Source organism: Flavobacterium sp. CS20 (genome assembly GCF_018080005.1).
In the GTDB taxonomy this organism is placed as follows: Bacteria; Bacteroidota; Bacteroidia; order Flavobacteriales; family Flavobacteriaceae; genus Psychroflexus.
This window is the reverse complement of record NZ_CP073015.1, coordinates 927,675-949,363: the sequence shown is the minus strand read 5'-3', so window position 1 is coordinate 949,363 and position 21,689 is coordinate 927,675. Positions and strand designations below refer to the sequence as shown.

The following is a 21,689-nucleotide window of genomic DNA, read 5'->3' as shown; positions in this document are numbered from 1 at the left end:
CTTGGATTTTGAAGAGCCGTATGAATCGAGAGGTTCACGTACGGTTCTGTGAGAGGTTTAGGGGTGGAGATTCCCCTTTACCTACTCGACTTTATTTCATCCGTTCGATTAGTGTTGGGTAAAACTTATCGAAGTCCGTGAATTTGTTTCTATTCTGTTCGTACTCTTTTAAAATTCCTAAAATATTTTCTACCAACTCAAATCCGATTGATTTTTCGTATTCCAAGAGTTCTTTTACCTTTTCATTCCCAAAATGCTTTTCGGCTATCTGTATTGTAGTTGCTCTTATCAAAAGTTCGTTAAACACAAATTTCCATTCGCTGTAGCCTTGGTATTTAGAATATTTTTCAAGTTTTTCTGTAAAGTATTTAGATTTTAAGCTTTCTATTTCCTTGTCGTGTTTTTCCATTAAAGGATTTACAAATGAGTGACCAAATTCGTGAAGTATTAAATCCGTTTCTAAATAGTTTTTTTCAAAATATGGCATAAAGTCAATTTCTCCATTTGGACCAATTAATGCATAAACTTCTTTTTCTCCGTTTTGATTGATAATTTCTGAATTGAAACCGCCAGAGTGAAGCAATGGCGAAAGAATAAGATTGTATGAATTGAGTTTTTTGCCATAGAATTTTTCCAAATATGTGGGCAATTCGCTAATTGTTTGCGACTCTTTTATTTGAGAAATAACTTTTTGATTTATTGGCTTTATCTCGCCCAAATAAGATTGGAAAAGCGTGTCTTGATTGAATTTTATGAGTTCTTCCCTGAAGTTTTCGAGAAGATATTCTTTAGATTTTGAAACCGTTTTGTGGTTATCCGCTTTTTCCTTTATTTTTTTGAATTCGGGAAAGTCGGAAAACTGTAAAACCCATTCTACCGTTCGATAATAGGAAAAATTGTAGTTTTTTGATAAACTGTCGAAAAGTTGAACAGCTTTGTGGTTTTTTAGTGATTGTAAATTTTTTCGAAGTTTCTTTTTGTATAGATTTTCGTGTTTATTAATCAAGAAGTAGTCGTTTAAAAATGCTACCGAATATAGCGTTTCAATTCTTTCATCAATCGTGATGTTCAATTCCGATTTTTGCCCAATACTTTTTAATGAAATGAAGAGTAGTATTAAGACAGATATTTTTTTTCATTCGCTGTTTTTCTTAAATTCTGACTAACGTAAAATTATATTACTGTAAATCAGTTGTTTATATTTTATTTAACATTTCAATTTTCAATCCAAATTTACTAATTTTAAGTTAGCCGAGGGACTAAAGTTTCTATGATTCTATGAGGGATTATTGCTAACGGAAAGCATATATTTCAGTAGCGGAAAAATAAGCGAATTTTATTAAATATAATCTAAAATAACAAAAACAATAGCGACTCTTGATTTAAGCCAAAAGCCGCTATTGAATATATGCAGTGTTATGCCATGTTTACAATAATTTATTCATTATTCAATAAAAACTAAATCATTTATAATTATTATGGAAGATTTCTTTGAATTTTTATTTTGATTCTCATTAAAGTCATTCAAAATACCTTTTATTTTTAATTTATCATTTTTATTTAATCTAGAAATTATTGAGTCAAAATTTTCTAGATTCTTTTTTGATAAATTTCCAAACATAATAGAATCATTTTTGTCTATCAAGGTTAAACCAATTTGTGAATTAGTTTGCTTGATATCAATAACTTTAACTTCTATATAATCTTCAATCCTTGTTTCAGTTGCTTGATTACATGAAAATAAGAAAAGAAAAAATAATATACTAACTATATTTTTATAATATAATTTATCTCTAAACATAGTATCAAATTTATTAATCACAACAAACTGAATAAGAAGCGACACAACCATGATTATCCCATATACAAGATGAATCAACTTCACCAAAAGGCTCACAAAAATTTAGACCTTGCTGTTCGCCTAAGTCGTGGAGTTGTTGAGATAATTCCATTTGATGACCTGCTCTTGATTCAGCAACACTTCTAGTATTACCAAAATATGTATAAGTTATAGTATTCCACCATGAACATGTTTCACTTGCTGAAGCTATAGGTGTATAATCATCCCCAGGATTATTTGGATCATTTGGCTGTATAACACTAAATTTATTATCCTCTGATATTGTAACTTCTTTTAACAAAATAAGAGCTACTTTTTTATCAATATTATCAAATAGATCAAAATGGTTATCTTCTACAATACCTGTAAATCCATTTGAATTAAGGAATAGATTATTATTTGAAAATGATAATTTAAAATCAGGATTCCTTTCTAAAAATGCATAATTATTAACCACTACTAATGTGTAATCATTTAAATCAACTAATTCATCATCTAAGTAACATTGTTTTAGTGTTGTTGGATAATATTTTATAGCATCATTATCTCGTACAACATTCAATTTTATTACTCCTGAATTAATTAATAATTTCGATATAAATGTAGTAGTTCTATTAACGGTTAATTTTTCATCCAAATTTAAACCACCATTTTTAAATTGATACTCAGTTGAATTTGATTCATTTTGAACTGAAATATCCTCTGCAATTTCAGTGCATGAAAAAAAAATACTTACTATTATTAATGTTAAAAATTTATTTGATTTCATAATTTATACTTTTTTAAAATTTAACTTTAAGTTTAACATAATGGGTGGTTAGCCCTAATGATAATTTTTCTTTTAACCGTTTTTTTAATTTTAATATGGCATAACGGTTGGGCTATGCATAGTGTGATGGAAAAACAATCAAAATTTATTGCTTAGCCTAAAAGTTAAAAATAAATCCAAAACTTTGTTTATGCTCTTAGCCTCACATTATGTATAGCCTCGTGTTGTGGTTAGTTTTCAATCCCATATTAATCTTTTATACCTTCATTTCTCCAAATCACAGGATATTTTACTATACAATATTCGCTTATTTTTTCAATTACATAAGTTACAAAAACTGCATTTTTGTTTTTTATCCATGGATTCCTTCCAAATCTTTTTTTGTAATAAATACTCTCTAATTTTTCAATTTTTTTTAAATCTGAAAATTCAATTTTTTTTAAATAATCAATTTTTAAGGTGTCAGTTTTACTCTCAAAATTGTAATAAGTTCCAATTCCTTTGAAATATAGGTTTTTTCCATACTTTGGATGCGATAGAATTTTTTTAGAGTGTATATTCTTATTAAACTTTATATATATCGTATCCTTAGGAAATGAATTTTTTTCTTGTGAATAACCAATCAAAAATAAAAACAAAAATATCGAAAGTAAAAATCTATGGGCAGTCATTTGGAAATGTATTTTGAATTTGAATAATGGTTTGGTTTATAGCATCTCTTTCAGTTTGGGATAAATTTTGCCATGCTACAACATTGGCTTCATTCAATCCAATCCAAGATAACGAATTTTTTAGGTTATCACTTAGAGTTGAGTCATAATCAGTTAATGCATCTTTAATTATGTCTCTATAATGTTGAGCCATTTGTTGATGTTGTCCATTATCAGGTGTGTCGTCATTATCGTTGTATCTTACATAATATTCCCAAATACCAAAATACTTATTTTGTAAAGTCTCTAAATATTGATCAAATTCGAAACGATTCATGTCAGTCCAATCTAAAGTTGTGCCTTGCCCCTCTGCTTCAATCATTGCATCAAGCATTTTTCTATACATCTCCGCATGTATTATTTCATGTATCATTGCCACCGCTCTAAAAACATTTGGTTTATCCAATATATTTCCATTTGTTGAAGGGTCGGTATTAAAGTCAATCAAAATTTCATTTGAAGATAAGGGTGGGTTTGTAATTGCCATGGCATTTTCATAACCTTGATAATTTGGATTTTGTCCAAAATTATTATCAGCACTAAACCTTAAATCTGCCACAGACATATCAGCATCAAAGTTTTGTAGGTAGTTATTAAAAGTAGATGCTTTTCCCATTTGGTCGTAGACTGATTTAAGACATGGGTTGTTTTTAAAGTCATCATCAATGAAAATTTCTTCATCAAATTCTTCTAATAGGTCATCAATTACATCTTGTTGTGCTTGTTCACTGCAATTATTATCTTGTAGGTAAGTAATAAATTGTGAGCCCATTCAGCAATGCTAAATTCGAGTTGTTTTAATATCTCGGGATTTATCGTAGAATTATCTGAACTTTTGAATGACAAAGGATCATTTATACAATCTTCTATAGGTTGATATATAGGTGTTGGAACTATTACAGGAACACTTGGAGTGTTATTACTATTATCATCATTATTTGAGCTACCACCACCTCCAGTATTAGTAGTAGGATTATTACCATCAGGTGGAGTTGAATCTTCGCCACCACCACAACCTTGGTAAACCCAAACATATTGTAATTCACAAAACATTGAACCTGCTGGATCACAAGTATCAGGACTAGGGGTGCAATCACATTCTTCACCAGGATTATGCCCAGCTCCTGTACATTGTGTATTCGATGTACAAACAATTTCATCTAATACTTCAACGAATTCTGGCATACAACTGTTTTTTAAGACTACAAGATTAGAATCTTCAATGATTTCAACATCTAATATATTTGTATCAAAAATCATATTACCATTATTGTCAATTGTATAATGATACTTTATCAAAAATTGCTCAAATGTTCCATCTTTATATTCTTTATAAGTGTAGTTTTCTAAAATATTAGGATTAGGGTTATCTCTGTATACAAAAAAAGTAAATGTAGTAAAATTGTCATTTTCGATTACTTGAATTTTACTATCATTAATATAGAAGCCATATTTATTGGATTCATTAATATTTTTACTCGTTCTATTCTTTCTAAATTCAACTACTTTACTAGCTATATTATCATGATGAACTTTAAACTCTTCCCATGAGGTTAGATTAATATTTAGCCTCCTTTCTTGTTGTTTATGTGTATTTTCATTAAAGTTATCATTTTCGCATCCTGTAGTAAGCAATAACATAAGTGTTACTACCAATAAAAATTTAAGTTTCTGATTCATCCGTTTTAATTTATAGTTAATATTAATTTGTTGTTGAGTCATTCTGACTAACGTAAATTAAGTTGCTGTTTTACAGATATTTGCATTTAAGCCTAAATCTTCATTAGTTAATCCAAATTTAGCGATTTGTTTCCTCATTCTTTTGGCTATGCCTAACTTTCTTTTTTGATCGAGGAATAGATATTCTTTTGGCGGTTTATAAGGTTCTTTTTTTGTAACCATATTCCATATGATTACACCCAATTTTCTTGCTGTTGCGCTTACTGTCGCTTGTCTTCCTTTTCTAAATGCGACACGCTTAAAGAAATCAGACAAGTGTGTATCTTTTAAATTTCCAATAGAATTAGTCGCTTGTCGTAATGCTATTTTTAATCTATTACTCCCTTTAGGAACTTTTGAACTAAGCACTTTACCGCCTGATATTTTGTTGTTTGGTGCTAGTCTTAACCAAGAGACAAATTCTTTTGAAGAATTAAACTTTATAAATCCTTCCGGACCTATCTCTACCATAATACTAAGTATTGTAGCATGACTTACGCCTTCAATGGCAAGCAGATCCACACCTTCAAAATACTGATAAGCTACTTGATTAAAATCCTTTATTTTGGGAGCATTCTTATTTTCTCTTTTATAAGGTTTTGGATTGGTTTTTAGTTTTTTTAATTCTGGATTTGTGTCAAGATGCTTTTTTATGAATTGGTCTATCTGTTTATCGCAAGCCTTTAATTGTTTTTGTAAAAACTGATAAGTTTGAAATTCTTGTTTTAACCCAAAAAGAAAGTCTTCCTGTTATTGCCATGGAGGGCTTTTGCTATTTCTGCCTCAGACTTTCGGCAATTGTAGTGCCGATGCTTAGCAAGTTCATTAGGGTCTAAATTTCCTTTGCAAATATCTTCTATGATTTTAAGACCTGTAAGACCACAAATGTCTTTAACTACAACATCAAGTCTAAAATTTAAAAACTTAAGTGCTTTTGCATTTTTCTTGAAGTGCCACGCTTGATGTATAATATTGCCTCGCTGACGTGCATAAGTTCTAAGTATTTCAGTCTGCTGGTCAGGCAAAAAACTACTTGTAAGCAAACCTAATGCATGCAGTTTTTGAATCCATCTTGCATCTTTAACATCTGTTTTTTTACCTTTTGCGTGTTTGGTAAATTTTCCATTGCATAAAATAACTTCAAAATCATGCTTGATGAGTTCTGTAAAAAGATTTTGCCAATAATCTCCTGTGCTTTCCATGGCAACTGAGGTAATGCCATAGCTTTTTAGGTGTTGACAAATTGCAGTAAGATCTTCTGCATAAACCCCAAATTCTTTTACATCTTCTAGGGCTTGTCCAACTGCTACAAAGTGAGACCGACTTCCAATGTCAATACCTCTTTGCATGTTGGTTTACAATTTCCATTTCTAACTTTTTCTTTCTTGCCATAATTGAAAAATATTTAAGTATTAAACAAAAAAGATCCTAAGGAAATGTATTTTTGTATTGAAAATTATTCTGAACGGGGTCTGCGAATTATCGTAGCCACCACTGAAATTATCAACAAAGCCCTGAGAAGAGTCGGGGCTTTTTTACATTTCAACCAGAATGAGCACACGGGCTCTATCTCAAGCACCATTTGAAAAATCGGTCTTACAAAGGATCATTACAAAAATAATAACCAATATTTTATCGGCATCGTTAGCAATAGAAATTAATCGAGTTTCTTGATATGGGGAATTCTGACTAACGTAAATTAAGTTGCTGTTTTATAGATATTTGCATTTAAGCCTAAATCTTCATTAGTTAATCCAAATTTAGCGATTTGTTTCCTCATTCTTTTGGCTATGCCTAACTTTCTTTTTTGATCGAGGAATAGATATTCTTTTGGCGGTTTATAAGGTTCTTTTTTTGTAACCATATTCCATATGATTACACCCAATTTTCTTGCTGTTGCGCTTACTGTCGCTTGTCTTCCTTTTCTAAATGCGACACGCTTAAAGAAATCAGACAAGTGTGTATCTTTTAAATTTCCAATAGAATTAGTCGCTTGTCGTAATGCTATTTTTAATCTATTACTCCCTTTAGGAACTTTTGAACTAAGCACTTTACCGCCTGATATTTTGTTGTTTGGTGCTAGTCTTAACCAAGAGACAAATTCTTTTGAAGAATTAAACTTTCTAAATCCTTCCGGACCTATCTCACCATAATACTAAGTATTGTAGCATGACTTACGCCTTCAATGGCAAGCAGATCCACACCTTCAAAATACTGATAAGCTACTTGATTAAAATCCTTTATTTTGGGAGCATTCTTATTTTCTCTTTTATAAGGTTTTGGATTGGTTTTTAGTTTTTTTAATTCTGGATTTGTGTCAAGATGCTTTTTTATGAATTGGTCTATCTGTTTATCGCAAGCCTTTAATTGTTTTTGTAAAAACTGATAAGTTTGAAATTCTTGTTTTAACCCAAAAAGAAAGTCTTCCTGTTATTGCCATGGAGGGCTTTTGCTATTTCTGCCTCAGACTTTCGGCAATTGTAGTGCCGATGCTTAGCAAGTTCATTAGGGTCTAAATTTCCTTTGCAAATATCTTCTATGATTTTAAGACCTGTAAGACCACAAATGTCTTTAACTACAACATCAAGTCTAAAATTTAAAAACTTAAGGTGCTTTTGCATTTTTCTTGAAGTCTGCCACGCTTGATGTATAATATTGCCTCGCTGACGTGCATAAGTTCTAAGTATTTCAGTCTGCTGGTCAGGCAAAAAACTACTTGTAAGCAAACCTAATGCATGCAGTTTTTGAATCCATCTTGCATCTTTAACATCTGTTTTTTTACCTTTTGCGTGTTTGGTAAATTTTCCATTGCATAAAATAACTTCAAAATCATGCTTGATGAGTTCTGTAAAAAGATTTTGCCAATAATCTCCTGTGCTTTCCATGGCAACTGAGGTAATACCATAGCTTTTTAGGTGTTGACAAATTGCAGTAAGATCTTCTGCATAAACCCCAAATTCTTTTACATCTTCTAGGGCTTGTCCAACTGCTACAAAGTGAGACCGACTTCCAATGTCAATACCTGTTGCATGTTGGTTTACAATTTCCATTTCTAACTTTTTCTTTCTTGCCATAATTGAAAAATATTTAAGTATTAAACAAAAAAGATCCTAAGGAAATGTATTTTTGTATTGAAAATTATTCTGAACGGGGTCTGCGAATTATCGTAGCCACCACTGAAATTATCAACAAAGCCCTGAGAAGAGTCGGGGCTTTTTTACATTTCAACCAGAATGAGCGCACGGGCTCTATCTCAAGCACCATTTGAAAAATCTACCTTACAAAGGATCATTACAAAAATAATAACCAATATTTTATCGGCATCGTTAGCAATAGAAATTAATCGAGTTTCTTGATATGGGGAATGTGTGGCAACGGTTCTCGGCTATGGCAAGTGCGGGATTTCAAGGAACTTTCCTTTCCGTTTAGCGATTAGTTTATTTTGTGTAATTATTTTCATTTTAGCACTTTAGCCCGCATTTGCTATAGCCGATGTTACCTGCTGGCTGTGTGTCCTGCGTTACTTGGGGATACAAGATAGTGATTAAGTTCATTGAAAACAAGTAACATAACTGTAATTGAGATGAGAGTCTCATTGGTATTTAGAAACGACCCTGGCATTTGTTTCAGGTGGATTCACGTAAAGAGTACGATGAGGATTGGTCTCTCGGCTGGGAGTGATTAGGCACACCAGTCAAACCGCCTTATGGGGCTTTCCTTTCACGGGTTGGTCTTGAGCGATAAGGTTAAATGCACTACCTGTGTTGTTTTCAGAGTAGTTTGCTATGGTAGGAGTAAAGAAGCTGAAAGAGACGAGATTGAACCCTTGTAGAAGTGTCGTAAACAACTTTAGTATTGTCAAAATCGAGGGATGGGCGGTCTTGCGAGAACAGAACTTGACATGATACCTATTTCTGGTCAAGTGGCAATCGGCATAAAGAGGGCAGGAGCTTTGCTTACGGCTCAATTACGGAACAGGAGAAGCTAATTAATAGTGCAAAAATACCACAACCCCGAAGGGCAAGGTAGAAAGTAGCGATACTGTTAATTAGTGGCGGATTAGTCTGTAGTAGTGATGAAGTTTCTGTAATGGAAATGGAGCGAAGGGACTGACTTAACAGTTTTAAATTGTATTACAACTAAAGATTTTTTTAGGATGATTTTCAAAGAGAAACAAAAGTCGCAACCGATATTAAAGCGACAGGTATGGGATGCCTTTAAAAAGGTAAAGAGTAACAAAGGTAATTTCAGGTGTTGATAATTTGTCAGCATAAGAAGTACATTCACGTCCTATGAAATACTTATATCCTGTATGGAATAGGTTAGCCGCTGGTAGTTATTTTCCAGTACTGTGCGCGAGGTAGAAATACCCAAAGAAGACGGTCAGAATCAGGAAGCTTGGCATTCCAACAGTATAAGACCGAACGGCTCAAATGGTAATAAGAGAAGAATTAGAACAGATTGTAGATAAACAGTTTAGTAAAGATTCTTTTGGCTATCGACCAAACAAATCAGCGCATCAAGCCATAAAGCAATGCAGGGAAAACTGCATGAAAATGGATTGGGTGATAGATTTGGATATCAAGAGTTTTTTTGATGAGATAGACCATGACTTAATGCTTAAAGCATTAGGACATTTTACCAAAGAAAAGCATATTCACTTGTATGTAGCACGTTGGTTAAAGGCTCCAATTCAAAAGAAAGACGGTAGTATTCATTCACGAGACAAAGGCACACCACAAGGAGGTGTTATTAGCCCATTACTGGCAAACATTTTCTTGCATGTTGTTTTTGATAAGTGGATTGAGAACAACCACCCGGAAGTAAAGTTTGAGCGCTATGCTGATGATATTATCATCCATTGCGATAATTTTAAACAAGCCTTGCGGACGTTGGAAGCGGTAAAAGCCCGATTTAAACAGTGCAAATTGCAGATAAAAGACGGCAAGAGCAATATCGTTTATTGCAAACGCAACCAAAAGAAGCATCCACCATTTAAGGTTCATTATGTAACATTCGATTTTCTTGGATTTACATTTAAGCCAAGAATGGTAAAGGGCTATTTTGGGAACTTTCATTTGGGATTTACACCGTCAATCAGTCGTAAACGACAGAAACGCATCAATCAAACTTTGTTTAAGATGAAACTTCATCGTATGGTTCATTTACGCCTGCCAGATTTGGCAGGCATAATAGCAGAAAAAGTACGAGGTTGGATTAATTATTACGGCAAAGTAAGAATGAGTGAATTACACTATGTATTTCGTTTCTTGAATATGCGTCTGGCAAAATGGGTACGCAACAAATATCGGAGATTTAGGCGTAAACACTGGTTTTTTGCCTACAAATGGTTACAGGAAACTGCAAAGCATTATCCTAATCTGTTTGTGCATTGGCAATACGGTTTTACGCCATAGACTTGTTAAGAAGAGCCGTATGATGGGAGACTATCACGTACGGTTCTGTGAGAGGTTTAGGGTGGATTCCCCTTTACCTACTCGACTTTATTGTTTAAATTCGATATATTCTTTGTATCCACTATTTTCATAAAATTCTTTAAAAGGGATTTTATATAAGTCTTTCCAAGAATTTTTTCCGTGTTTTTCCACATATTTTTGGATAATTCTGAATCCTAAAAAATAACATAATTCGTCTTGGATATTTTCAGGTAAATCCTTGATAACTGGTTCACAATCATTACTTCGTCCACAATGTCTGTAAATTGGACATCCCTCTTCTTCTGTTTTGTATAAAAAGGGTTCTAATTTTGTGAAAATTTCTTTTTCTTTATCCAATAAGATTTTAGTGTTATTTCCGTATAGTGCTTGATTAATATCTTGTTTCAGATAGATATATGTAAAATAAACAGCTAAACCTTCATCTAAGGTAATACCAAGACCTGAATTTCCATAAGGGTCTTTTTCTGCAATAGGTTCAAAAATTAGATGCTCAATTTCGTGTGCAAATAGGTCATTTATTGATTTAGAATTCCACGCATCTCCAAACATATCTAAAATCATTGAATTTTTATCACATCCGCCAAATATTTGAAAATCTTTTGGGCAAATAAAATAGACTATCCAGTTTCCATTTCCTTTTTGTCCTGTTAATTCTTGAACGGCGTTAAGATGATTTTTGAATAACTCATTAATATTTACAGTATCCAAAACTGATAATTTTGAGACAATCAATTCTTTGTGGTTGTCAAGTAATTTTTCATTCCACTTAAAAATTCCATTGGGTCTGAATTTTTTTCCATTCTCATCGCCAAAAATCAATCCAAGACAATTATCAAAAGTGTATTTGTTTGGCAAGTAAACTTTGTTGAGTATCATTAGGCTATCAAATTTTGAATTTTGATGTGCAAGTATTTGATACTTGAAAGCGTTTTGAATTATCATATTGCCAACTTTGATACTGTCCTTGATGTTGCGGACTTTGTCAAATATATTTTTTTCAATGAGTTTTCTCCTGTAATTTTGGTTAGAATTCTTTAGGTTATCTGAAGCTTCTTTCCATTTAAAGTCATAATATCCTGAAGCGTTTGTTAGAGAGATATTGATTTTATAGTTTCCTTTGTTTGGTAATTCAACTATCTCATTATTGAACTCGATTGTTTGATCTTGTTCGTTTGTAATTACCCATTCATCTCCATTGTCGTTTACTATAGACAGACTGAAATAACCATTTGTAACGGCAATCATTCCGTTGAGCAGTAAGAGATTTGATTTATTTAGAACGAACTCTTTTGAAATTTTACCAGTGGCAATTTTGAAATCAGATTTTAATGATTGAGAATTAGCTTTCTTATTGCTGAAACGCTCTGCTTCAATTCCATCGAAGGACGTATTGTATTGTGTTTTACAACTTAAAATGAATAGGCTTAATATTAAGATTTTTATTGTTTTTCTCATTTTCAAATTGGTGCCAACGGTAAGTGTATCATCAGTGGCGACCATAGATACGATGCTCTTTATTTTTTAACCATAAATTTAGAAAAAAATCCAGAAACGTCAAATTTAATTCCAAACTTCGCCATTGATGATACACATGGTTGGTAGCCGTTTTATAATTTTCTAGTTCATATTTTATTATTCATTAACACTTAAATCAATAATATTTAAGTTCTTAATATTCTTGATTTTTTTGATTTTATCTACTCTTTTTTGTAATCTTCTACCCATAAATAGACCTGACAAATAATATAATTCAATATCTTTATCTTGTATGTTATTTCTATTATCGACTACAATTCTTGTTTCAGAGTTTAAAATTTTATTTAGCTTTTTTCTAATATCGTTGTTTGCTATCTCTAATTTTGAAAAATTCTTTTCATTTACCAAGTCGGCTTGATATTCAATATCTTCATAACAATTTAAATAGTAAAACTGATTATTTTCTTTATATTCAAGAACAAGCATTGGCATAGATAAGCCTTCTTTAAATGTATTTAGAAGTTTTGTAGAGTCACTAAATGTCCTTATGCTGTATCCATAATCAACATTACTAATCATACCTTCATAATATTCTTTTCTATCTTGATTGCTAACATAAATGTCGGCATCTTTAATACCCAAATACGTTTTGAGTAAAGCGTTACAAGAACTTAGCCCTATCACTATTAAAAATGATAAGACTAAGATTTTCAAGATTTTATTCATAAGCAATGTCTAAATCGACGTAACCATTAATTAATGAGCTATCATTATAATTAACAACATAATTTTTTGCTAAAATTATAATTCGATTATAACCTAAACTTTCAGATATATCATCAGGCAAAATAAAATCGTCATCTTCATTTGATATGAAAATTTCATTAACGTCATAATTTAACTGTTCTTCAAATATAAGTCTGATAACATTTAAATTATCTGTTGTTTCAAAAATAACTCTACTTTCATTATTATCATTTGATGTTCTACTAGATACCGTAGCAGTAACTCTCACGTTACATAAACCAAACGACGTTGTGCAAGGTTCAACATTATGTCTTTCACTCCATCTTCTTCCCCTATGAAGAGTTGCAGAAACACTAACACTTACCTTAGGTTTTTTGTTTTGATAAATAATTTCACTTTTAGAATCAAATTCATTTACATCTTCACTACAACTGATAGATACCATTGTAATTACTACTAACAGAAATAATAACTTTAGGATTTTTTTCATTTTTTAAATAATTATATGTTATATCTAAACTTTATAAGTTTAAGGTCATTATAGTTTAGTTCGTGGTCTATCCACTTTAGACCTGTCGGCTTTCATTCTTCACTTTCAGAGAGTCAATTTACGTTTTTTCATTTAAATTCCGTAAGTCGGATGGTCTTTAAATTGCTCTGTTTCTGTGCTCAAATGGCTACCAACGTGTCGCGTGTATGGCTCGTTGCGGAGTAAAAATACATAAATTTTCGAATTGGCACGAGCAAGTAAAGCGGTTTTACCTTTTAATTCTGGTTTTTTAAAACCTGAAAAACAAAATCAACATCTACAAAACGGCTTTACTTGCGGATTTTGTAATAATTCACAAGCTTTCGGGTTTAGCCTTCAGCCGCAATGAGCCATACACGGTGTTGGCAACTGTTTTTTATTCTTTTTCTCCTTCCTCTCCAAAGTCGAATTCGTTATCGTCAGACCCATCAAAATCTTCGAGGACTTCTTCATTGTCATTCTCTGTATCAGGCAGTTCAAGGACTTCTTTAGCCTCAATGGTTTCAATTGTTCCTACGTCTTTAAGTTTTCTGCTCATCACATTTGTCCTAGTAAGTCGCAAGTCGTTGAGGGATTTTGAAGCTGTATTAAGCTGTTTATCAACCTTGTCAAGTTGGCTTGAGAATTTCTTGAATTCTGTCTTAACCGCTTCAAGAATTTTCCAAACTTCACTGCTTCGCTTTTGAACCGCAAGTGTCCTAAAGCCCATTTGTAAGCTATTAAGTAAAGCAGACAAAGTTGTTGGTCCTATGACCGTAACTCTGTATTTTCTTTGAAGGATTTCAAAAAGCCCTGGATGTCTAAGGACTTCTGCATATAAGCTCTCAACAGGCAGAAACATTATAGCGAAGTCGGTTGTATGTGGAGGGTCAAGATACTTTTCACTTATGTCTTTAGCGAATGATTCGACTGCTTTTAAAAGTACTTTTTGAGCACTTTCTATTTTGTCTTTCTCTCCCTCTTCATAGGCGTTTAAAAGGTGTTGGTAGCTTTCAATGGGAAATTTGGAATCTACCGGCATCCATACATCTTCATCACTGTCCTTACCTGGAAGTTTAATAGCAAACTCCACATTCGCTTGACTTCCTTTTTTGGTTGCAACGTTCTTTGAGTATTGGTCAGCTGTAAGTAACTGTTCAAGGATATTCTCTAGTTGATACTCGCCAAGTACACCTCTTGTTTTAACATTTGACAATACCCTTTTAAGGTCTCCAACACCCGTTGCAATGTTTTGCATTTCGCCAAGTCCTTTGTGAACCTGTTCAAGACGTTCACTTACTTGTTTAAAGGATTCACCTAATCGCTTTTCTAAAGTTGTTTGAAGTTTTTCGTCAACGGTTTTTCTCATTTCCGTTAACTGTTTGGTGTTGTCTTCCCTTATTTCTTTTAGTTGTTTCTCTATAGTCTCTTTGATATCCTTGATGTTATCGACAGATAGTTTGTTAAGGTCAGTTTGTTGTTTGCTGAAGTCACCAAATTTTTGACGTATAAGTTCATTTAAGTCCTTATTATTTTGAGTGTTAGTGTCCGCAAATTCTTTTAGGTTTTTAGCAAGTTCATCTCGGTTTTCCTTTGCCGTCTGATTACTCTCCTGTCTGTTGCGTTGAAACTCGTCCTTGATTGATTTTTCATTTTTCTCAAATGCAGAGTCAAACTTAATTAACGCATTTTCTATGTCTTTAAGTTTGTCAGTTTGTCCATTGTCATCCGATTTTTTTCGGAAATGGAGAGCAATGTTTATTATTGTAAGAACGATAAGTCCAATGAGTAATCCTTCAATCATTTTTTCGTCTTTTTAAATAGTTGCCAACGGTTTGCGTATATGACTTGTGGCGGTTTTCGAAGCACTTTCTTGTCGGCTTGCACTAAATTTACTTAAATGTATCAAGCTCAAATTTACCATCATCCCCGCCATAAGTTATATACGCTGTTAGGCACAGTTATTTTTACATCTGAGATAAGTTAGAAATTGCATTATGAGCGAACCAACCGTCAATATTCTTAAATATTTGTGGTTTAGCTGTCACACCGTCTTTCTGAAGTCCGATTCCATCTTCATACGGTTCTATTGAAACCAATTTGTTAATCGGAATTTTGATTTTCTTTTCGGGTGAGCCGAAGTAGATATGTTTTGTAGTCAAAGCGAGTAAACCTGTTCCAATATATTTCATTTCTGAAATTTGTACTGGTCTGCCTTTGAAGGAACTTGTTCTATAATAAACTCCTTTTGCAACTCTTACACTTACTCCTTGACTGCCACCACGATATTCAGTTCTGGTGCGCTGTTCATAAAACTCAACATTCGTAAATACCCAAATCAAAGATTCTGATTTCTGAAAAAGAAATGGAAGTTGTCCGTCAATTTTTATTCTTTGTTCGGGTATTTTACCTTCCGTCAAGTCTCTAAGAATTGAGGACATGCCAACTTTCGTATATGAGCCATTTTTGTCTAAAATATTCTGGCTTAGTTGAAAACGGTCTTTAAATATTTCCACCTTCTCTTCTTCGTCAGGCGACAAAATACCATCTTCTAAAAAATGTTCAACAGCAAGGTCAAAAGCTTTTGTTGTTAAGTCGTTATGTAAGTTTTCACTTAAATAGCTTTGCTGTCTTATACTTTTGAGTTTCTCTTCAAGACCATTGAAGTTACTTTCGTCTAAAATACTCGATTTAATAACTTCAACATATTCATTTTTACCTTGTTGAAATTTAAATTCGCACTCCTTGTGTTTCTTTTTCAGAAATCCTACTTTTTCTCCGCAGTAAATACATTTTCCCATATCGTGAATGTTTTAATTGTGCCTAACTAGTATATATCCACAAAAATACACCACTTTTTTAATTTTTAGGCTTGTTTTTATACTTTTTTGCCATTTTGTCTAATGGACTTTCTATCTTTTTAGTGCTTTTTTGACTAATATGAGTATAAACTGTAGTCGTTTTGATACTGCTATATTCCAAAAACTTTTGTATATATCTTATGTCTGTCCCGCCTTCTAACAAATTCTGACTAACGTAAAATTATATCACTATAAATCAGTTGTTTATATTTTATTCAACATTTCAATTTTCAATCTAAATTTACTCATTTTACGTTAGCCGAGAGTCTGTTGACAATGACTGTATGGCTATGTATTGTTGTGTAAAAAATCCACAGGATTCTTTCTGTCGTAAACCAATTTTCGGTAAAAGTAAGGAATTTTAGATAGAAAATTACGAAGCATTGAACTATAGCTTGTGTTGTGCGTTTGTATTTTTTCGCTATTGACATTATTTTTTTCTTTTTTTCCGAGTGTAGCTTTTCCTCCAAAACTTTGGTTTGGGTAATTCATTTTCCACAATTTCGATTCCTTTATTTCTCAAAACCATTTCAATCAGTTCAGATGTTTGGTCAAATTGCATAGCTAAATCTTTTATTGATATACCTTTTAGATATCTTTTCTGAATTTTCTGTTGTTCCAAGTCAGTTATATGTTTGTTTACAAAGTCAGATTTATTGGGAATTTTTGCTTGATAATTTTGAAGAACTTTTATAATGTCAGAAAGGACAGTTGGATTAATTTTTATTGATCTTTTTTCGTTTTCTGAATCAATAATGTTTTGGACAATTTCGATGTATAATAATCCGTTATCCTGCTTAACTAAATCAATCAGAAAATCACTTTTGTCGAATTCAAGTTGAGTGGTTTCTATTATCGTTTTCATTCCTTAAAGATTGGTTCAGTATGACTCACAACGTTCAGGCTATGAGTAGTGCGAGAAAAGAACGCTCTAAACTTTCAAACTCTACCCAAACTCAAGCGAGCAATTCTCTATTTTTTAATTTTATAAATATATAAATCTCTCGTGAAAAAACACCCTTAATTTTTCGATTTTGCCAAAACATGTGCATTACTGATAGCTTTGTTAGCGGTTATTATTATTCTATTTTCACAGAAATTGGACCACCATGTGAAACGTATCCTCCACCAATTTCATCAATATTCACATTCAATTCATCACTTGTATTGACACCGACAATGTTTACATCAATTTCATCATGATTACTCAGTTTAACACTAATAGTTCCATCTTCATTTACTGGTACAATGCCATAATTGACATTAGGAGCAAGTTCCAATTTTTTTGTTGGCTCATTAGCATAAGTATTTGGAATTAAATCCAGATTTTTAATTGTCAAAATTGTAAGATTAACTGCAATAATTGTCAATACGATTTTAGTAAATTTGTCTGCTTTCATTTCTTTTAGTTTTAGTTATTGTTACATTTTATAAATATATAAATTGCTCCCGAAAAAACACCCCTAAATTTTTGATTTTGCCAAAACACGTGCTTTACTGATAGCCTCGTGTTAAACTCAATACATTAGTTCTACAAAACATAGAAAGGCGGATGCTTCTTTATTCCGTTAAGGCAATGAGCAAAGTTTTTAGAGCCAAGTTTGTGGCAGAATTGCGTTTTAATCACCTTGGCTGTCAATCTTTGTATGATAAACTCTTTTCTAAAGATTGGGTTATCTATGCCAAAATAGGTAATTTTTGCAAAAAGAAGGCTAAACTCAACGGTTTAGTTCAACATAATTTTTCATCGTTGGTGCTACGCACCCGACGAAAACTTAGTTGTTGGCAACAAACAGGCTTTCATTTCGTTTCGTCAAGTCTATTAGGGTTTTGTCTTGTATCAAAAACATTTGCTATTTCCACTCGGTTGAAATCATAATTTACCCAATAGACAATTTTATAGTTTTTATATACTATGTATCGAAATTCTTTTTCTCTGTGCTTTAAATTTAATTCAATTTGCCCGATTTCAGGTTGATTTTCTATTCCAATAGTCGTATTGACTACCAGTTATAAGTTTTTCAGCTATTTTTTTATTCGCTTTAATTGAATAATATTCGTAAATCGCTACAAGTTTATGTTCAGCAAGATCAAGCCAGTAAACTTCTAATTCCATTTCTGAATTTTAGCTTTTAATTCCGTTGCTTTAATCATTCGTCCATTTTTTGAATCATCCATCGCTTGGTCTATTTCAACGTCATATTGTTCCATTGTCATTGGCTTAAAACTTTCATCAATCAACTCAGCTTTTCTCTGGTGCAGAAATTTTTCAAGTTCGCTAACGATATCTTCATTCTGAAGTCTTAAGAATTCTTGAATAAATGATATTTTTCTTGTTTCTAAATTTTTTTAAACTTTAATCTAAGATACAAAAAATACAATTTATTTTCTATTGGTTTTTTAGTATGATTTTTTTTTATAGCTTCTGACTAACCTAAAATTATATTACTGTAAATCAATTGTTTATATTTTATTCAACATTTCAATTTTCAATTCAAATTTACTCATTTTACGTTAGCCGAGGGACTAAAGTTTCTATGAGTCTATGAGGGATTGTGGGTAACAGTTTTTATTAATTCGGGTTACAGTTTTTCATTCAAATCTTGTCTTCCGACAATTGCCATTATTTCTATAATATCTTCATTTACTTTAAAATAAATGCTATCAACTCCACAGACACAGCGTCTGTAGTCTTTTTTAATATAGTCAACCGATTCAAATGAAAAAGGTCTTTCAGCAATAATGTCGAAATATTCAAAAAAGATTCGAAATATTTGTCCGCTTGGGTTATTCCAAATTTTTCAATTCCGTAGTGATGAATTCGTATCAAATCATTTTTCGCTTCGTTGCTTAATCTATATTTAGCCATTAAATAAAGACTTTGATTGTGCTAAAATTTCTTTTTTGCTGTCAGACGTAAATCCGCTATTTTCAGCTTTATCTAATTTAGTACGAACCCAGTCAATTTGAGCTTGTTGCTTTCGAGCTTGTCTAATCAAGTCATTTACCAGTTCGCTTTTACTCGAATATTCATTACTATCAACTTGAGATTTTAGCCATTCCTCGTTCGGACTTGTAAATGATATACTTTGTCTTGCCATAATTCTATTTTTTGGTGTAAAAATACATCAATTACGCATCATTTCCAAATTCTGACTAACGTAAAATTATATTACTGTAAATCATGCGTTTATATTTTATTCAATATTTCAATTTTCAATCCTAAATCTACTCAATTTTAAGTTAGTCAAGGGACTAAAGTTTCTTAGGAGAAAAATGCTCAATTTTAGCAGTTCAGCCCGCATTATGCTTATACAATGTTGGGGTGCGTTTTTTCTTTTTCAGAATGGTAAATCGTCATCTTCAGGTTCAGGTAATCCATACCAACCTGAAAGTCGCAGATAGCACCTTTCAGGCATATCAGAATCTTCAGGACTCCACCACCTTGCCAACGAAACTCTCATTAATGTGCCACTAGGTATCACTTCAACATTTGGTTCAAAACCAACATAAGGGAAACGTTTAGTTCTTGCAAAAGCATTTGTTGCTGGATAGTTATAATGCTTATCATCTTCATCCAAGGTTAAGTCTTGGTCAGAAATCCAAAAACCAACACTGTTTTCAGGTAGATTATCTCTGTTACCAATGTATCCACTACCGTTGCTTGTCCATCCGAGTCGTCCACCAAAAATTGCAGTAGGTTCACCGCGGTATATCATAACTCCACAATTTCTTAAATAGGTAGAGATATCGCCAATATCTCTTACATATGTTTGGTTTTGGATAATAACATCTTCAATATGAGGTGGTTCTGTATCTTGTCGATCTACAAATTGAATATCCCAAACATCACCGATATCTAAATCAGTATCAGCATATTGATCCCAATTTCCTGGATTTAATAATCTTACTAGCCTATTATTGTTTAGAACTAAACCACCTACGCACGCTGCATTTCCTTTGTGTGTTTTTGAAGTGATTAAAATTTCCATTACAAATGTGTGATTTTATATCCAAGTTTTTCAAGCTTGTCAGTTACAATTGACCTATGGCAAGCTTCAGGTTTTTCTTCTACACAGAACAAAACCACTCGATTTGCACCAACTTCATCAAGTTTATCTATAAACGAGTCAAAATCAAAATGACTCAATATTCTGTCTTTGTAAGCAATCGTGAAAACCTTGCCGAGTTTATTTCTGTCTCTTTTTAATTCACCCTGTTGAGCATCTGCTTCTTTTTGAAGATCTCTAATGTCGGAAGTAGGGGCTAGGTCAATTACGTGCCCATATTTAATATCAAGCTCGTTAAGTTTTTCTTGAAGCCTATTGCTATTTACAAAGGCATATTTTGCACCTCTTACACCTCTTCTTTGGCGTATATCGCAAAATGTGTCAATGTTATTATCTGAAAGCTTTTTAAAATATTCCTGCTCGGTTGAGTTGTAAACTCCAATTGTAAAAAATTCCATTAATATGATTTTCTTGAAGTAAAGTCCATTTCGTTTCCAAATAGGTCAACTGTTCCTTTTCCTTTTGTTAGTTCGTTCATTACTGCTACTTGCGATTTAACTCGCTTCTCTGATACAATGTGTTTAAGAGAAATATTTTTGTTTAGAAGTTCTTGTCCGATTAGTTTACTTCTATGGCACTCTTCAGGTTTAGATTCACTACACATTATAGCAAGGTTGATTTTTTTTGCGTTTGCTATTGTTAGTCTTTCAAGCCCTTGTTTGAAAAAGTCCTTTTCTTTAATCAAGTCATAAACGACCTTACCGTCATAATCATAGCAACTTCTGTCTTCAGGAAGACCGCCTAATGTGTCGCCAACAAAAACATAGGTAATTCCATTATTTTTCAATTCCAAGTCAAGTCTCGCTTGATTAAATTGGGGATTCCATTTTGAGTACGGTTTTGAACGTATGTCAAGAAGAAATTGAATCTTAAACGACTTCAACTCGGCTATGAAGTCCTCAATCTTCTTATTTCCGTGTCCTATTGAGTATATTGTCGTGTCTTTCATATTTGCAATTTACGAAATTCTTGTCGTTTTTGTGTTTTTTTCAAATGTCCCCCAACAGGCTAGTGTAACGTAACATTAATGGCGTGCAAAAAATCAACACATTTTCATTTTAATTAGTAAAGATAGAAAAAAATCACAAACCTTAAAATTCTGCCCAAACACAGCTATTAATGATACACATTGTTGGTAGTAGCGGTGGAGTAGGCGAGAACATTTGCTGAAAACGCCCAAGCCTTTCGCACCCATTTTTTTCTTTCCCACGTTTTAAATTTCCCATAATTTCGATGTTATAACATTTCGTTGACATTTAGCTTTAATTTTTGATTTAGCATCGTTTGTCGTATTCTTTATTCGCTATTTTATTGCAAATCAGCCTTTTGTTTCGGATTGTGATTTTCTCGTCGTGATGAGATTTTATTCGTTATCAATCATCGTGATAAGCCTATCATTTAGGATTTTGAAAAATTCCACCGAAAAAAATCCATTCAACTTATTTAATCAAAAAATGGGTGAGCCTATAATTTTAAAAATATTATAGAGTAGTTGCTACCAACGGGCGAGTGTAACATTAGTGGCATACA

Annotated in this window: 24 protein-coding genes; 1 reads left to right on the top strand and 23 read right to left on the bottom strand. The window is 32.4% G+C overall.

Annotated elements, in window-relative coordinates:
• Positions 1–91: 91 nt before the first annotated feature.
• The 10 genes from IGB25_RS04595 to IGB25_RS14705 form a co-directional block, all read right to left on the bottom strand.
• Entirely contained in the window at positions 92–1,072 is a 981-nt protein-coding gene (locus tag IGB25_RS04595; RefSeq protein WP_211066365.1) for a DUF4932 domain-containing protein, read from the bottom strand.
• A 372-nt stretch (positions 1,073–1,444) separates the two neighbouring features.
• On the bottom strand, positions 1,445–1,801 hold the full coding sequence (locus IGB25_RS04590) for a hypothetical protein (protein WP_211066364.1): 357 nt from the start codon (positions 1,799–1,801) through the stop codon (positions 1,445–1,447).
• Between the two features lie 13 nt (positions 1,802–1,814).
• Positions 1,815–2,609 (bottom strand): hypothetical protein, encoded by a 795-nt coding sequence (locus tag IGB25_RS04585; RefSeq protein ID WP_211066363.1) that lies wholly within the window; start codon positions 2,607–2,609, stop codon positions 1,815–1,817.
• Between the two features lie 248 nt (positions 2,610–2,857).
• Entirely contained in the window at positions 2,858–3,280 is a 423-nt protein-coding gene (locus tag IGB25_RS04580; RefSeq protein WP_211066362.1) for a hypothetical protein, read from the bottom strand.
• Positions 3,267–4,091: a hypothetical protein gene (locus IGB25_RS04575; RefSeq protein ID WP_211066361.1), complete on the bottom strand. Its 825-nt coding sequence runs from the start codon at positions 4,089–4,091 to the stop codon at positions 3,267–3,269. The genes IGB25_RS04580 and IGB25_RS04575 overlap by 14 nt, the downstream gene beginning before the upstream one ends.
• Positions 4,025–4,999 (bottom strand): hypothetical protein, encoded by a 975-nt coding sequence (locus tag IGB25_RS04570; RefSeq protein ID WP_211066360.1) that lies wholly within the window; start codon positions 4,997–4,999, stop codon positions 4,025–4,027. The genes IGB25_RS04575 and IGB25_RS04570 overlap by 67 nt, the downstream gene beginning before the upstream one ends.
• Positions 5,000–5,056: 57 nt before the next feature.
• Entirely contained in the window at positions 5,057–5,560 is a 504-nt protein-coding gene (locus IGB25_RS14720) for a transposase (RefSeq protein ID WP_247653616.1), read from the bottom strand.
• A gap of 203 nt (positions 5,561–5,763) precedes the next feature.
• Positions 5,764–6,387 (bottom strand): IS110 family transposase, encoded by a 624-nt coding sequence (locus tag IGB25_RS14715; protein WP_247653615.1) that lies wholly within the window; start codon positions 6,385–6,387, stop codon positions 5,764–5,766.
• Between the two features lie 350 nt (positions 6,388–6,737).
• Positions 6,738–7,181 (bottom strand): transposase, encoded by a 444-nt coding sequence (locus IGB25_RS14710; RefSeq protein ID WP_247653699.1) that lies wholly within the window; start codon positions 7,179–7,181, stop codon positions 6,738–6,740.
• A gap of 262 nt (positions 7,182–7,443) precedes the next feature.
• Positions 7,444–8,112 (bottom strand): IS110 family transposase, encoded by a 669-nt coding sequence (locus IGB25_RS14705; protein WP_247653614.1) that lies wholly within the window; start codon positions 8,110–8,112, stop codon positions 7,444–7,446.
• 1,359 nt (positions 8,113–9,471) lie between these two features.
• Between IGB25_RS14705 and IGB25_RS04555 the strand changes: the two genes are divergently transcribed.
• Complete coding sequence (locus IGB25_RS04555) at positions 9,472–10,455, top strand: reverse transcriptase domain-containing protein (RefSeq protein ID WP_211065654.1); 984 nt, start codon at positions 9,472–9,474, stop codon at positions 10,453–10,455.
• Positions 10,456–10,542: 87 nt separating this feature from the next.
• On the opposite strand, the gene IGB25_RS04550 is transcribed toward IGB25_RS04555, so the two are convergent.
• The 13 genes from IGB25_RS04550 to IGB25_RS04485 form a co-directional block, all read right to left on the bottom strand.
• Positions 10,543–11,952, bottom strand: coding sequence for a DUF2268 domain-containing putative Zn-dependent protease (locus IGB25_RS04550; RefSeq protein ID WP_211066359.1), 1,410 nt, complete (start codon positions 11,950–11,952; stop codon positions 10,543–10,545).
• Positions 11,953–12,129: 177 nt separating this feature from the next.
• On the bottom strand, positions 12,130–12,699 hold the full coding sequence (locus IGB25_RS04545) for a hypothetical protein (protein WP_211066358.1): 570 nt from the start codon (positions 12,697–12,699) through the stop codon (positions 12,130–12,132).
• Positions 12,692–13,165 (bottom strand): hypothetical protein, encoded by a 474-nt coding sequence (locus IGB25_RS04540; protein ID WP_211066357.1) that lies wholly within the window; start codon positions 13,163–13,165, stop codon positions 12,692–12,694. The genes IGB25_RS04545 and IGB25_RS04540 overlap by 8 nt, the downstream gene beginning before the upstream one ends.
• Before the next feature lie 460 nt (positions 13,166–13,625).
• Positions 13,626–15,032 carry a DNA recombination protein RmuC gene (gene rmuC, locus IGB25_RS04535; RefSeq protein WP_211066356.1) on the bottom strand — a complete coding sequence of 469 codons (1,407 nt, stop codon included), beginning with the start codon at positions 15,030–15,032 and terminating at the stop codon, positions 13,626–13,628.
• Positions 15,033–15,195: 163 nt separating this feature from the next.
• Entirely contained in the window at positions 15,196–16,029 is an 834-nt protein-coding gene (locus IGB25_RS04530) for a hypothetical protein (protein ID WP_211066355.1), read from the bottom strand.
• A 58-nt stretch (positions 16,030–16,087) separates the two neighbouring features.
• On the bottom strand, positions 16,088–16,252 hold the full coding sequence (locus IGB25_RS15450) for a hypothetical protein (RefSeq protein WP_211066354.1): 165 nt from the start codon (positions 16,250–16,252) through the stop codon (positions 16,088–16,090).
• Between the two features lie 267 nt (positions 16,253–16,519).
• Positions 16,520–16,954: a hypothetical protein gene (locus IGB25_RS04520; protein WP_211066353.1), complete on the bottom strand. Its 435-nt coding sequence runs from the start codon at positions 16,952–16,954 to the stop codon at positions 16,520–16,522.
• Between the two features lie 214 nt (positions 16,955–17,168).
• The gene (locus tag IGB25_RS04515; protein WP_211066352.1) at positions 17,169–17,489 is read right to left on the bottom strand and encodes a hypothetical protein; all 321 of its coding nucleotides are present in this window, start codon (positions 17,487–17,489) and stop codon (positions 17,169–17,171) included.
• 569 nt (positions 17,490–18,058) lie between these two features.
• Entirely contained in the window at positions 18,059–18,205 is a 147-nt protein-coding gene (locus IGB25_RS04510) for a hypothetical protein (protein WP_211066351.1), read from the bottom strand.
• Positions 18,206–18,950: 745 nt separating this feature from the next.
• Positions 18,951–19,190: a type II toxin-antitoxin system ParD family antitoxin gene (locus IGB25_RS04500; protein ID WP_211066350.1), complete on the bottom strand. Its 240-nt coding sequence runs from the start codon at positions 19,188–19,190 to the stop codon at positions 18,951–18,953.
• A gap of 240 nt (positions 19,191–19,430) precedes the next feature.
• Positions 19,431–20,081, bottom strand: coding sequence for a hypothetical protein (locus IGB25_RS04495; RefSeq protein WP_211066349.1), 651 nt, complete (start codon positions 20,079–20,081; stop codon positions 19,431–19,433).
• Complete coding sequence (locus IGB25_RS04490; RefSeq protein ID WP_211066348.1) at positions 20,081–20,557, bottom strand: DUF488 family protein; 477 nt, start codon at positions 20,555–20,557, stop codon at positions 20,081–20,083. The genes IGB25_RS04495 and IGB25_RS04490 overlap by 1 nt, the downstream gene beginning before the upstream one ends.
• Positions 20,557–21,108 (bottom strand): DUF488 family protein, encoded by a 552-nt coding sequence (locus IGB25_RS04485; protein WP_211066347.1) that lies wholly within the window; start codon positions 21,106–21,108, stop codon positions 20,557–20,559. Before IGB25_RS04485 ends, IGB25_RS04490 begins: the two co-directional genes overlap by 1 nt.
• Between the last annotated feature and the right edge of the window lie 581 nt (positions 21,109–21,689).